Source organism: Pseudomonas mosselii, from assembly GCF_019823065.1.
In the GTDB taxonomy this organism is placed as follows: Bacteria; Pseudomonadota; Gammaproteobacteria; order Pseudomonadales; family Pseudomonadaceae; genus Aquipseudomonas; species Aquipseudomonas mosselii.
The window spans coordinates 4921202-4934271 of sequence record NZ_CP081966.1; the positions used below are offsets into that span (position 1 = coordinate 4921202).

General features: G+C 64.7%; 10 protein-coding genes. 6 read left to right on the plus strand and 4 right to left on the minus strand.

The window, feature by feature from the left end; translation table 11 throughout:
• The first annotated feature begins 90 nt into the window (after window positions 1-90).
• From dapE to K5H97_RS22915, 3 genes are read left to right on the plus strand one after another with little or no spacing between them, the layout of a single operon-like run.
• Window positions 91-1242 (plus strand): succinyl-diaminopimelate desuccinylase, encoded by a 1152-nt coding sequence (gene dapE, locus K5H97_RS22905; protein ID WP_028690689.1) that lies wholly within the window; start codon window positions 91-93, stop codon window positions 1240-1242.
• Window positions 1242-2054 (plus strand): putative RNA methyltransferase, encoded by an 813-nt coding sequence (locus K5H97_RS22910; RefSeq protein WP_028690690.1) that lies wholly within the window; start codon window positions 1242-1244, stop codon window positions 2052-2054. Before dapE ends, K5H97_RS22910 begins: the two co-directional genes overlap by 1 nt.
• Window positions 2055-2071: 17 nt before the next feature.
• Window positions 2072-2449: a hypothetical protein gene (locus K5H97_RS22915; RefSeq protein ID WP_028690691.1), complete on the plus strand. Its 378-nt coding sequence runs from the start codon at window positions 2072-2074 to the stop codon at window positions 2447-2449.
• Window positions 2450-2513: 64 nt separating this feature from the next.
• Here the strand turns inward: K5H97_RS22915 and K5H97_RS22920 are convergent, their stop codons facing one another.
• Window positions 2514-2723: a cold-shock protein gene (locus tag K5H97_RS22920; RefSeq protein WP_011535295.1), complete on the minus strand. Its 210-nt coding sequence runs from the start codon at window positions 2721-2723 to the stop codon at window positions 2514-2516.
• Between the two features lie 228 nt (window positions 2724-2951).
• Here K5H97_RS22920 and plsB point away from each other — a divergent pair, with 228 nt between their 5' ends.
• Window positions 2952-5441, plus strand: coding sequence for a glycerol-3-phosphate 1-O-acyltransferase PlsB (gene plsB, locus K5H97_RS22925; protein WP_028690692.1), 2490 nt, complete (start codon window positions 2952-2954; stop codon window positions 5439-5441).
• A gap of 65 nt (window positions 5442-5506) precedes the next feature.
• Window positions 5507-6196, plus strand: coding sequence for a DUF4197 domain-containing protein (locus K5H97_RS22930; protein WP_028690693.1), 690 nt, complete (start codon window positions 5507-5509; stop codon window positions 6194-6196).
• 66 nt (window positions 6197-6262) lie between these two features.
• Here K5H97_RS22930 and K5H97_RS22935 read toward each other — a convergent pair whose 3' ends face one another.
• Window positions 6263-9328: an efflux RND transporter permease subunit gene (locus tag K5H97_RS22935; protein ID WP_028690694.1), complete on the minus strand. Its 3066-nt coding sequence runs from the start codon at window positions 9326-9328 to the stop codon at window positions 6263-6265.
• Between the two features lie 6 nt (window positions 9329-9334).
• A complete protein-coding gene (locus K5H97_RS22940) occupies window positions 9335-10435 on the minus strand; it encodes an efflux RND transporter periplasmic adaptor subunit (RefSeq protein ID WP_028690695.1) in 1101 nt (366 codons plus the stop codon).
• Between the two features lie 171 nt (window positions 10436-10606).
• Between K5H97_RS22940 and K5H97_RS22945 the strand changes: the two genes are divergently transcribed.
• Entirely contained in the window at window positions 10607-11248 is a 642-nt protein-coding gene (locus K5H97_RS22945) for a TetR/AcrR family transcriptional regulator (protein WP_028690696.1), read from the plus strand.
• Between the two features lie 111 nt (window positions 11249-11359).
• Here K5H97_RS22945 and K5H97_RS22950 read toward each other — a convergent pair whose 3' ends face one another.
• Window positions 11360-12607, minus strand: a complete 1248-nt coding sequence (locus tag K5H97_RS22950) for an IS256 family transposase (protein ID WP_060489951.1) — start codon at window positions 12605-12607, stop codon at window positions 11360-11362.
• Window positions 12608-13070: the final 463 nt, after the last annotated feature.

Genomic DNA, 13070 nt, shown 5'->3' on the forward strand with positions numbered 1-13070 from the left:
AAGGGCCGCACAGCGGCCCCATCGGCCCGTCAGTTTGATATAAGATAACGCCCCTCAGTTTCCCGCCTTGCCATGCCCCGGAGTCCCTCAATGACGGCCCCAGCCGAGCTCTCGCCTACCCTGCAACTGGCCTGCGACCTGATCCGTCGCCCCTCGGTCACCCCGGTCGATGCCGACTGCCAGACCCAGATGATGAACCGCCTGGGCGCCGTCGGCTTCCAGCTCGAGCCAATGCGTATCGAGGACGTCGACAATTTCTGGGCCACCCATGGCACCCAGGATGGCCCGGTGCTGTGCTTCGCCGGCCACACCGACGTGGTCCCCACCGGCCCGGTGCAGCAGTGGCAGCATGAGCCGTTCGAGGCGCTGATCGATGCCGACGGCATGCTCTGCGGCCGTGGCGCCGCCGACATGAAGGGCAGCCTGGCATCCATGGTGGTGGCCAGCGAGCGCTTCGTGCACGACTACCCGAACCACCGCGGCAAGGTCGCCTTCCTGATCACCAGCGACGAGGAAGGCCCGGCCCACCATGGCACCAAGGCCGTGGTCGAGCGCCTCAAGGCACGCAACGAACGCCTGGACTGGTGCATCGTCGGCGAGCCGTCCAGCACCACCCTGCTCGGTGACGTGGTCAAGAACGGCCGTCGCGGCTCGCTTGGCGCCAAGCTGACCGTGCGCGGCAAGCAAGGCCACGTGGCCTATCCGCATCTGGCGCGCAACCCGATCCACCTGGCCGCGCCGGCCCTGGCGGAACTTGCCGCCGAGCACTGGGACGAAGGCAACGCGTTCTTCCCGCCGACCAGCTTCCAGATCTCCAACCTCAACTCCGGCACCGGCGCCACCAACGTGGTCCCGGGCGAGCTGACCGCGCTGTTCAACTTCCGCTTCTCCACAGAATCGACGGTCGAGGGCCTGCAGCAGCGCGTCGCGGCGATCCTCGACAGGCATCAGCTGGAATGGAGCATCGACTGGGCGCTGTCGGGCCTGCCGTTCCTCACAGAGCCGGGCGATCTGCTCGATGCGGTGTCGTCGAGCATCAAGGCGGTCACCGGTCGCGAGACCCGTCCGTCGACCAGCGGCGGCACTTCCGACGGCCGCTTCATCGCCACCATGGGCACCCAGGTGGTCGAGCTCGGTCCGGTCAACGCCACCATCCACCAGGTGGACGAACGCATCCTGGCCAGCGACCTCGACCTGCTGACCGAAATCTACTACCAGACCCTGGTGCGGTTGCTCGCCTGATGCTCGCCTGCCCACTCTGCCAGGCACCCCTGGCGCGACTCGACAATGGCGTGGCCTGCCCCGCCGGCCACCGTTTCGACCGCGCCCGCCAGGGCTACCTGAACCTGCTGCCGGTGCAGCACAAGAACAGCCGCGATCCGGGCGATAACCAGGCCATGGTCGAAGCCCGCCGCGATTTCCTCGACGCCGGCCACTATGCGCCGGTGGCCCGGCGCCTGGCGCAACTGGCCGCCGAGCGCCAGCCACAGGCCTGGCTGGACATCGGCTGCGGCGAAGGCTACTACACCGCGCAAATCGCCCAGGCCCTGCCGGCGGCCGACGGCTACGCCCTGGATATCTCCCGCGAGGCGGTCAAGCGCGCCTGCCGCCGCGCCCCCGAGGTGACCTGGATGGTCGCCAGCATGGCCCGCGTGCCCATGGCCGATGCCAGCTGCGGTTTCATCGCCAGCGTGTTCAGCCCGCTCGACTGGCAGGAGGCCAAGCGCCTGCTGGCACCCGGCGGCGGCCTGATGCGGGTCGGCCCAACCAGCGGCCACCTGATGGAACTGCGCGAGGTGCTCTACGATGAAGTGCGCCCTTACGCCGACGACAAGCACCTGGCCCTGGTCCCCGAAGGCATGGCCCACGCCCACGGCGAGATTCTCGAGTTCCGCCTGACCCTGGCCGACGCCAAGGCCCGCGCCGACCTGCTGGCCATGACCCCGCACGGCTGGCGCGCCAGCGCCGAGAAGCGCGCGCGGGTGATCGACCAGCCCGAACCCTTCGAGGTCACCGTTTCCATGCGTTATGACTATTTCGTGCGCCAAGACTGAGCACACTGGAGCCCCCCATGCGTCAACCCGATATCGAGATCTACCTCAAGGACGACGACGTCGACCACAAGCAGATCGCCGACTGGCTCACCCAGGCCCTGGGGCCGTGCAGCGAATGGAAGCAGAAGGGCCAGACCTTCAAGTGCACGGCCGGTAACATTCCGGTCACTTGGTTACCGAAGGCTGTGGGAAAATGGAACAGCCTGTACCTGGAAAGCGACCAGACCCCGTGGGCCGACGACATCGCCTGCGCCCGGGCGGCATTCGCCGCGCTCAACGTCGAAGTGCGTTGCGCGCCAGGCAGCTGGACGGAGGAAGACGGGGAAGAAGATGCAGACCGTTGGATCCGCATCAGCGCCGACGGTGAACAGGAAATCACCTGGCGCACTCACTGAAGGCGTTCGCATCAGGCTGCAAGTTCCACGGTCAACTTGCAGCTTGAGCGTTAAGCCTCGAGGCTCAGAGCCCTACCACGTCCTCGGCCTGCAGGCCTTTCTGGCCTTGCACGAGGGCGTACTCGACCTGCTGCCCTTCGACCAGGGTGCGATGCCCCTCACCGCGGATAGCCCGATAGTGGACGAACACGTCCGCACCACCTTCGCGCTGAATGAAGCCATAACCCTTGGCATCGTTGAACCACTTCACATTCCCAGTCTCACGAGACGACATCTGAACTACTCCGGATTTTTATTTTGAAGATCGCCTTGCTGGCGCGGGTTCACCATCCGCGCCGACGCAGCTTGCACAAATATCCTGCAAGCGGCAGGCCGAGTATATGACAGGGAACAAAAAAAATTCATGACAGGGTCATTTTTGGCCGAATTTTGCTGAACTTACGCAGATACGGCAGACTAACGGGCTGTAAAACACGAAAACTTTCACCCAGGGCCCCACCCCATGACCCGTTCTCCCCTGCGCCGCCTCATCTTCGGCGCCCTGCGTCGCGTTCTCTACCTGTGGGTGCGCTCCGAAACCATCAACCAATCCTCGCTGACGCTCAAGCTCGACCGTAGCCGACCGGTGTTCTACGCCCTCTCCTCGCCGTCGCTCACCGACCTGGCCGTGATCGACCACGAGTGCACCAAGGCGGGGCTGCCACGCCCAGTGCTGCCGGTGGCTGTCGGCCCATTGCAGGAGCCTGCGGCGTTCTTCTACCTGACCCCCGAGCCTGACTGGCTCGGCCGCCAGGACAAACGCGGCGCGCCACCGACGCTGGAGCGCCTGGTTGCGGCGATCAGCCAGCACGCCGAGGAAGACGCGCAAATCATTCCGGTCAGCGTGTTCTGGGGCCAGACCCCCGCCAGCGAGTCGAGTCCGTGGAAGCTGCTGTTCGCCGACAGCTGGGCCGTCACCGGCCGCCTGCGCCGCCTGCTCAGCGTGCTGATCCTGGGGCGCAAGACCCGGGTGCAGTTCTCCGCGCCGATCCACCTGCGCGAACTGGTGCAGCACAACAAGGGCCACGAGCGCACCGTGCGCATGGCCCAGCGCATGATGCGCGTGCATTTCCGCAACCTGAAGACCGCGGTGATCGGCCCCGACATCTCGCACCGACGCAACCTGGTCAAGGGCCTGGTGCACGACCCGCTGGTGCGCCAGGCCATCAGCGACGAGGCCGACCGCGAGAAGATCCCCTACGCCAAGGCCGAGGCCAAGGCGCTGCACTACGGCAACGAGATCGCCTCGGACTACACCTACACCGCCATCCGCTTCCTCGAAGTGGTGCTCAGCTGGTTCTGGAACAAGATCTACGACGGCATCAAGGTCAACCACATTGAGCAGGTGCAGGGCATCGCCCCCGGTCACGAGGTGATCTACGTGCCCTGCCACCGCAGCCACATCGACTACCTGCTGCTGTCCTACCTGCTGTTCCGAAATGGCCTGACGCCGCCGCACATCGCCGCCGGCATCAACCTCAACATGCCGGTGATCGGCGGCCTGCTGCGCCGCGGCGGCGCCTTCTTCATGCGCCGCACGTTCAAGGGCAACCCGCTGTACACCGCGGTGTTCAACGAGTACCTGCACACCCTGTTCACCAAGGGTTTCCCGGTGGAGTACTTCGTCGAGGGCGGCCGTTCGCGCACCGGGCGCATGCTGCAGCCGCGCACCGGCATGCTGGCGATCACCCTGCGCAGCTTCCTGCGCTCCTCGCGCACGCCGATCGTCTTCGTCCCGGTGTACATCGGCTACGAGCGGGTGCTCGAAGGCCGCACCTACCTGGGCGAACTGCGCGGCGCCAGCAAGAAGAAAGAATCGATCTTCGACATCTTCAAGGTCATCGGCGCGCTCAAGCAGCGCTTCGGCCAGGTCTACGTCAACTTCGGCGAGCCGATCCGCCTCAATAGCTTCCTCGACGAACAGCAGCCCGGCTGGCGCGATCAGCCGCTCGGCCCGCAGTTCCGACCGGCCTGGCTCAACGACACCACCACCCGCCTGGGTGAGACCGTCGCCCGTCACCTGAACGAAGCTGCGGCGATCAACCCGGTCAACCTGGTGGCTCTGGCCCTGCTGTCGACCAGCCGCCTGGCCCTGGACGAGCGCGCCCTGACCCGCGTGCTCGACCTGTACCTGACCCTGCTGCGCCAGGTGCCCTACTCGCCGCACACCACCCTGCCAGAAGGTGACGGCAAGGCGCTGATCGACCACGTGCTGGGCATGGACCTGCTGGCCGAGCAGAAGGATGCGCTGGGCCGGATCCTCTACCTGGACGAAGCCAACGCGGTGCTGATGACCTACTACCGCAATAACGTGCTGCACATCTTCGCCCTACCGGGGCTGCTGGCGAGCTTCTTCCTCAGCAGCTCGCGCATGAGCCGCGACCTGCTGGGCCAGTACGTGCGAGCGTTGTATCCGTACCTGCAGGCCGAGCTGTTCCTGCGCTGGACGCCCGAGCAACTGGACGAGGTGATCGACCAATGGCTGACAGCGCTGGTCGAGCAGGGGCTGCTACGCCGGGAGCAGGACATCTACATGCGCCCGGCCCCCAGCTCGCGGCAGTTCGTCCTGCTGACGCTGCTGGCGCGCACCATCACCCAGACCCTGCAGCGCTTCTACATGGCCACCTCGTTGCTGCTCAACAGCGGCCAGCACACGCTGAGTGCCGAGGAGCTGGAGGAGCTGTGTGTGATGATGGCCCAGCGCCTGTCGATCCTGCATGGCCTGAACGCCCCGGAGTTCTTCGACAAGACCCTGTTCCGCCACTTCATCCAGACCCTGGTGCGCGAAGGCGTGCTGCAGCCGGACACCGATGGCAAGCTGGGCTACCACGACAAGCTCGCCGAGCTGGCCGAAGGCGTGGCCAAGCGGGTACTGTCGGCGGAGCTGCGCCTGTCGATCCGCCAGGTAGCCTTGCACCGCGATGAAACACCGGAACCTGTGGCGGTTGAGTGAACTGGCCCGATCCCGGTCTACCCGATACGCTGAACCTGCTCCATTCTGCCCATAAGGAAATCCCCATGATTCGCTCCTCCTTGCGCTTCACCACCCTGTGCGCCGGCCTGCTGCTGTCGGCCAGCGCCCTGGCCCTGTCGCTGGGCGACCTGTCCCAGAGCGACGCCTCCGGCGGCCTGAAGGACGCCCTCACCCAAGGCGCGCAGATCGCCGTCAAGCAATTGAGCACCCCCGGCGGTTTCAGCAACAACCCCGACGTGCGCATCGAGCTGCCGGGCAACCTCGGCAAGGCCGCCAAGGCCATGAAGATGTTCGGCAAGGGTGAACAGGTCGAAGCCCTGGAGACCAGCATGAACAAGGCCGCCGAGGCCGCTGTGCCGCAAGCCCAGGCGATCCTGGTGGACGCGGTGAAGAAGATGACCGTGACCGATGCCAAAGGCATCCTCAGCGGCGGCCAGGACTCGGCCACCCAGTACCTGAACAAGAGCAGCCGCGAGCAGATCCGCGCCAAGTTCCTGCCGATCGTCAAGCAGGCCACCGACAAGGTCGGCCTGGCCCAGCAGTACAACAACTTCGCCGGGCAGGCCGCAGGCCTGGGCGTGGTCGACGCCAAGAGCGCCAACATCGAGAACTACGTGACCGAGAAGGCGCTGGACGGTCTGTTCGAGATGATCGCCAAGCAGGAAGAGAGCATTCGCCAGAACCCGGCCGGTGCCGCGACCAGCCTGGCCAAGAAGGTGTTCGGCGCACTCTGAGGCGTCGGTTCCGATCGCGGGTCAAGCCCGCTCCCACCGTGGGAGCGGGCTTGACCCGCGATGTTGTCAGTCCTTCCTGACCCTGAACCACGCCGCATACAACGCCGGCAGGAACAACAGGGTCAACACCGTGGCGACGATCAACCCACCCATGATCGCCACCGCCATCGGCCCGTAGAACACGCTCCTCGACAGCGGAATCATCGCCAGCACCGCCGCCAGCGCGGTCAGCACGATCGGCCGGAAGCGCCGCACAGTGGCCTCGATGATCGCCTGCCAACGCGCCATCCCGGCGGCGATATCCTGTTCAATCTGGTCTACCAGGATCACCGAGTTACGCATGATCATCCCCGCCAGGGCGATGGTCCCGAGCATGGCGACGAAGCCGAACGGCTGGCGGAACACCAGCAGGAACAGGGTCACGCCGATCAGCCCCAGGGGCGCGGTGAGGAACACCATGAACATCCGCGAGAAACTGCGCAGCTGGATCATCAGCAGGCTCAGCACCACCACGATGAACAAGGGCATGCCGGCGTTCACCGAGCGCTGGCCACGCTCGGAGTCCTCCACTGTGCCGCCCACTTCCAGCAGGTAGCCATCGGGCAACCCGTCCTTGATCTGGGCCAGGGTCGGCTGGATCTGCTTGACCAGGGTCGCCGGCTGCTCCTTGTCGTAGATATCGGCGCGCACGGTGACAGTGGGCAAGCGGTTACGGTGCCAGATGATGCCTTCCTCGAAGCCGTATTCCAGGGTCGCCACCTGCGACAGGGCCACGCTCTGGCCGTTGTCGGTGGGTACCGCCAGGCTGCCTAGGTTACCCAACTCGCGCCGCTCCTCCGGGGTGCCGCGCAGGAGGATCTCGATCAGCTCGTTGTCCTCGCGGTACTGGCTGACGTTGCTGCCAGTCAGCGAGCTCTGCAGGAAGCTCGACAGGTGCGCGGTGCTCACTCCCAGCGCCCGGGCACGGTCCTGGTCGATATCCAGGTACACCGCCTTGCTCGGCTCTTCCCAGTCCAGGTGCACGTTGACCACATGAGGGTTCTCGCGCACCTTGGCCGCCACCTCGCGAGCCAGGGCGCGGACCTTCTCGATGTGCTCGCCGGTGACGCGGAACTGCACCGGATAGCCCACGGGCGGGCCGTTCTCCAGGCGCGTGACCCGCGAGCGCAGGTCCGGGAACTGCTGCTCGAGGGTGCCGATCAGCCAGCTGCGCAGACGCTCACGGTCCTCCAGCGACTTGGCCAACACCACGAACTGGGCAAAGCTCGCCGCCGGCAGTTGCTGGTCCAGCGGCAGGTAGAAGCGCGGCGAGCCAGTGCCGACGTAGGCGACATAGTTGGCGATGCCGTCCTGCTGCTTGAGCAGCGCCTCCAGCTGCTTGACCCGTTCGGCGGTGTTGTTCAGCGAAGCGCCTTCGGCCAGTTTCAGGTCGACCATCAGCTCCGGCCGGCCGGAGGCCGGGAAGAATTGCTGCGGCACAAAACGGAACAGCAGGATGCTGCCGACGAACGCGGCGATGGTCAGCACGATCACCGTCTTGCGCCGCCGCACGCACCACTCCACCACCCGCCTGACGCGCTGGTAGAACGGCGTGGCATAGGGGTCGGGGGCATGCCCGTCGGCGCCATGGCGGGCCGCGTGAAGCTTGGCCAGGTCCGGCAACAGGCGCTCGCCCAGGTAAGGCACGAACACCACCGCGGCGACCCAGGAGGTCAGCAGGGCAATGGTCACCACCTGGAAGATCGAGCGGGTGTACTCCCCCGTGCTCGAAGCCGCCGTGGCGATCGGCAGGAAACCGGCGGCGGTGATCAGGGTGCCGGTGAGCATCGGGAACGCGGTACTGGTCCAGGCGTAGCTCGCCGCCTTGAGCCGGTCGTAGCCCTGCTCCATCTTGATCGCCATCATCTCCACCGCGATGATCGCGTCGTCCACCAGCAGCCCCAGGGCCAGTACCAGCGCCCCCAGCGAGATCTTGTGCAGGCCGATGCCAAAGTAGTGCATGGCGGCGAAAGTCATGGCCAGTACCAGTGGGATCGCCAGCGCCACTACCAGGCCGGTACGCAGGCCCAGGGAGAAGAAGCTCACCAGCAGGACAATCGCCAGTGCCTCGATCAGCACCTGCACGAACTCGCCGACCCCGGCCTTCACCGCCGCCGGCTGGTCGGACACCTTGCGCAGCTCCATGCCCGCCGGCAGGCTCTGCGCCAGGCGGGCGAACTCGGCTTCCAGGGCCTTGCCGAGCACCAGGATGTCACCGCCGTTCTTCATCGACACCGCCAGGCCGATGGCATCCTCGCCCATGAAGCGCATGCGCGGCGCGGGTGGGTCGTTGAAACCGCGCTGCACGTCGGCGACATCGCTGATGCGGAAGGTGCGGTCACCGACGCGGATGGGGAACTGGCGAATCTGCTCGACGCTGTCGAAGCGCCCGCTGACCCGCAGTTGCAGGCGCTCGCTTGCGGTTTCGAAGAAGCCCGCTGTACTTACCGCGTTCTGCTCGCGCAGCGCCTGCTGCACGGCGGCCAACGGCACGCCCAGGGTGGCCAGCTTGACGTTGGACAGTTCGATCCAGACCTTCTCGTCCTGCAGGCCGATCAACTCGACCTTGCCCACGTCCTTGACCCGCTGCAATTGGATCTGGATACGGTCGGCGTAGTCCTTGAGCACGGCATAGTCGAAGCCGGCGCCGGTCAGGGCATAGATGTTGCCGAAGGTGGTGCCGAACTCGTCGTTGAAGAACGGCCCCTGCGCCTCGGGCGGCAGGGTGTGCTTGATGTCCGCGACTTTCTTGCGGATCTGGTACCACAGCTCGGGAATATCCGCGGAATGCATCGAGTCACGGGCCATGAAGGTGACCTGGGACTCACCGGGCCGCGAGAACGAGACGATCCGCTCGTACTCGCCGGTCTCCATCAGCTTCTTCTCGATGCGCTCGGTGACCTGGCGCGACACTTCCTCGGCGGTCGCCCCGGGCCACAGGGTGCGGATGACCATGGCCTTGAAGGTGAAGGGTGGATCTTCGCTCTGCCCCAGCTTGGTGTAAGACATGGCGCCGATCGCCGCCAGCAGGATCATCAGGAACAACACGATCTGGCGATTGCGCAGCGCCCAGGCGGAAAGGTTGAAACCCATCGGGACTTACTCCTTGGCCGCCAGGTTCACTTCACGATTGCTGCGGTCCACAGGCCGCACCTGTTGCCCTTCGCGCAGAACATGACCGCCCGCGGCGACCACCCAGTCGCCGGGCTGCAGTCCTTCGAGCACCGGCACGCTGTCGGCGCCATAGGCGCCCAGGCGCACCTGCGCACGCTCCAGGCGATTATCCTTGCCGACCCGCCAGACATAGGCCTGCCCGGCCTCTGCGGTCACCGCCGAGAGCGGCACCGCCAGTGGCGAGCGTTCGGCATGATCGATGAACACCCGGGCGCTCTGGCCGAGCTCGGCCGGCGTGGCATTGGAGGTGAAGGCGATGCGTGCGGCAAAGGTCCGCGAACGTGGGTCCGCCGCCGGAGAGAGCTCGCGAATCAGTCCCTCGAAACGCCGGTCAGGATGCGACCACAGTTCCACGCTCACCGCCTGGCCGACGGCAAAGCGGGCGAACTGCTGCTCGGGCAAGCCGATGGCCACTTCGCGCTCACCGTCGGCGGCGAGGGTGAACACGGTCTGCCCGGCGGCCACTACCTGGCCCACCTCGACCTGGCGCTTGGCAATCACCCCGGCCTGGGGCGCGCGCAGCACCGCGTACTCGGCCTGGTTGCCGGCCACTTCGAACTCGGCCTTGGCCTGCTTCAGCCGCGCCTGGCCGGCACGGTAGAGGTTCTCGGCGTTGTCGAACTGGGAGCGGCTGACCATCTGCCGGCCCAGTAGCTTCTGGTAGCGGTCGCGCTCGGCGCGCACCAGCGCCAGGTTGGCCTCGGCCGCCGCCAGCTGGGCGCGGTTGGCCTCCAGTTGCAGGCGCACGTCCTGGGGATCGAGTTCGGCCAGCGGCTGCTCGGCCTTGACCCGCTGCCCCTCTTCCACCAAGCGCTTGCTGACCTTGCCGCCAATGCGAAACGCCAGTTCGGGTTCAAAGCGCGCGCGCACCTCGCCTGGATAGCTGTCGGCCGAGGCCTGCGCGGGGTGCGGCTGGACCACCAGCGCCGGGCGCGGCGCGACAGGTGAAGCGGCCTCCTGGCCGCAAGCGGAGAGCAGAAGCACGGCGGCTGCCGGCAGGGCGAGGAACAACGCACGACGCAACATGATGAATGACCTTTGGCAGAGGGCGCATCGAATATTTATACTGGCGAGTATATTAAGTCAGCGAACCTGGCCGGGGAAGCGGGCGCGTTAGAGAAAATCCATAATAGTGTTGCGACGGATGCTGCAGCCGACACCTTCTCGACCCGGTAAGATGTGCCTCTTTCACATTGAATGCGGTCCCTCATGTCCAACGACGCACCCATCGGCCCAGGCCGGCCCAAGGACCTGGCCAAGCGCGAGGCCATTCTCGAAGCCGCCAAGCACCTGTTCCTCAGCCTTGGCTATGCCAACACCAGCATGGATGCGGTCGCGGCGGCGGCAGGTGTTTCCAAACTCACCGTCTACAGCCATTTCACCGACAAGCAGACGCTGTTCGGCGCGGCGGTCATGGCCACCTGCCAGAACCAGTTGCCTGACTTGATGTTCGAGTATCCGGAAGGGGTGGCGGTGGAGGATGTGCTGCTGAACATTGCCCGGGGGTTCCAGGCGCTCATCAGCAGTGACGAGGCGGTCAAGCTGAGTCGCCTGATCTTTGCCCTCGGCAGCCAGGATCCGGGGTTTGGGCAGTATTTCTACGAGGCGGGGCCGAAGCGGGTGATGGCCGGGATGGCGGCGCTGCTGCACTGTGTCGACCAGCAGGGGTTGCTGCGGATCGACAACCCGTTGCGGGCGGCGGAGCATTTCTTCTGCCTGGTGAAGGGGGCGCCGGATTATCGGTTGTTGCTGGGGTGCGCGCAGGCGCTGAGTGGGGATGAGGCTGAGGCGCATGTGCGGGAGGCTGTTGGGGTTTTTGTTCGGGCTTTTCGGGGGTAGTTCGGGTTCGGGTTCGGGGTGATTGTTTTGATTTTTTTATGCGCATTCGGGAAGTGTCAGATTTTTTGTGTGCGGGCCGGTAACGGCCTGCCGTCAGGCAGGCCCTGACTTTCACCAGGTCGGCCTGATGAACCGATCTCCGTACAAAATCGCGAATTGATTCATCGCACTTTTCCAATCATGCGCCGCTGAGCCCCAGTTCGCCGTGATGTTTCGCAGCCCCAGCCAGATCAGCTTGGTAGCTGCGTCATCGTTCGGGAAATGGCCTCGGGTCTTGATGATCTTGCGCAGCTGGGCATTGATACTCTCGATGGCGTTGGTGGTGTAGATCACTTTCCGGATGGCTGGTGGGAAGACAAAGAAGGGAATCACTCGATCCCAGGCGCGTCTCCAGGCCGCAACGACCGTTGGATACTGCTTGCCCCAGGGCCCGTTTTCAAACTCATCGAGTGCCTGCTCAGCCGCTTCGGCGTTGATGGCCTGGTAGATCGGCTTGAGCGCCTTGGCCAGTGCCCGCCGCTTGTCCCAGGCTGCAAAGTCCAGGCTGTTGCGGATCAGGTGCACGATGCACGTCTGCAGCGTCGTCTCTGGAAACACGGCGCTGAGAGCCTCTGGCATGCCTTTGAGGCCATCGGTCACGGCAATCAGCACATCCTCGACACCACGTGTCTTGAGATCGTTAAAGACCTTCATCCAGAACTTCGCACCCTCGGTGTTCTCGATCCAGATGCCCAAGATATCGCGCGTCCCGTCGGGTAGAACGCCCAGCGCCAAGTAAATGGCCTTGTTGCGCACCAAGCCTTCTTCGCGGATCTTCACCCGCAGTGCATCGAAGAAAATGACCGGGTACATGGGCTCCAGTGGCCGCTGCTGCCACGCGCCAATTTCTTCCATGACCTCGTCTGTCACAGAGCTGATGAAGTCGGGTGAGACCTCTGTTCCATACTGCTCGGACAGAAAGGCTCGGATCTCTCTGACCGTCATGCCACGGGCGTACATGGCGATGATCTTGTCATCGAAACCGGTGTACCGCCGCTCATGCTTGGGGATGAGAATGGGCGCAAAACTGCCGTCTCGGTCACGAGGAATTTCCAGCCGCAGCGGGCCATCGCCGGTCAAAACCGTCTTGCCACTCTTGCCGTTACGCTGGTTGGTTTCATCCTCTGGGCGCTGCGCGCCCGGCGGATAACCCAGGTGGTGGCCAAGTTCGGCGTGCAGAGCGCGTTCGATCAAGGCCTTCTTGAACGCCGCAGAGGCATCCTCGATAGCCTCTGCGGTCATCAGGCCCTCACCGAACTGCTCCAGCAGCTCTTTGGGGATTTTGGGCAGGTCACGCAAGGGTTTCTTTTTGGTTGGCATACATGCACCTCTTACTCATGTTATGCCCGAACACAAAATTTCTGACACCCTCCGCATTCGTAGAAGATAACGACATTTAGTCACCTTTCCGCCCTTACGGCGGCCTACTTTTGTCTTGGCAAAAGTAGGCAAAACCGTTCCGCTCCGTTCATCCGGCCCCTACGCTTCGCTTCGGGGTTCCCTCGCTCCGTTCTTGCTCCCGGGAGGACCGCGCTGAACGCCCCATCCTGGGGCGCAGCGCTTGACGGCCATCCATGGCCGTCACCTCCCTCCGCAAGAACTCCGCTCGGCCTCCTGAAGTCGCAATTGGCGGCGCCTGGACTATCGCGCGCTTAGAAGCAAGAGCAAGAGCAAGAAATGCGAAGTTAGTTGTTTTACAGTTCATTATGCATTGGCTATTCCAGCCCTTCCGCGGGGCGAGCCCGCTCCTACAGGATTATATATAACGTCGACTGTTGGGTGG

What these genes read in the sequence shown, in the direction of transcription:
- K5H97_RS22920 (WP_011535295.1), bottom strand. Translation starts at nt 2,723, where the DNA reads ATGTCGTCTCGTGAGACTGGGAATGTGAAGTGGTTCAACGATGCCAAG.
- dapE (WP_028690689.1), top strand. Translation starts at nt 91, where the DNA reads ATGACGGCCCCAGCCGAGCTCTCGCCTACCCTGCAACTGGCCTGCGAC.
- K5H97_RS22945 (WP_028690696.1), top strand. Translation starts at nt 10,607, where the DNA reads ATGCGGTCCCTCATGTCCAACGACGCACCCATCGGCCCAGGCCGGCCC.
- K5H97_RS22950 (WP_060489951.1), bottom strand. Translation starts at nt 12,607, where the DNA reads ATGCCAACCAAAAAGAAACCCTTGCGTGACCTGCCCAAAATCCCCAAA.
- K5H97_RS22930 (WP_028690693.1), top strand. Translation starts at nt 5,507, where the DNA reads ATGATTCGCTCCTCCTTGCGCTTCACCACCCTGTGCGCCGGCCTGCTG.
- K5H97_RS22910 (WP_028690690.1), top strand. Translation starts at nt 1,242, where the DNA reads ATGCTCGCCTGCCCACTCTGCCAGGCACCCCTGGCGCGACTCGACAAT.
- K5H97_RS22915 (WP_028690691.1), top strand. Translation starts at nt 2,072, where the DNA reads ATGCGTCAACCCGATATCGAGATCTACCTCAAGGACGACGACGTCGAC.
- K5H97_RS22940 (WP_028690695.1), bottom strand. Translation starts at nt 10,435, where the DNA reads ATGTTGCGTCGTGCGTTGTTCCTCGCCCTGCCGGCAGCCGCCGTGCTT.
- K5H97_RS22935 (WP_028690694.1), bottom strand. Translation starts at nt 9,328, where the DNA reads ATGGGTTTCAACCTTTCCGCCTGGGCGCTGCGCAATCGCCAGATCGTG.
- plsB (WP_028690692.1), top strand. Translation starts at nt 2,952, where the DNA reads ATGACCCGTTCTCCCCTGCGCCGCCTCATCTTCGGCGCCCTGCGTCGC.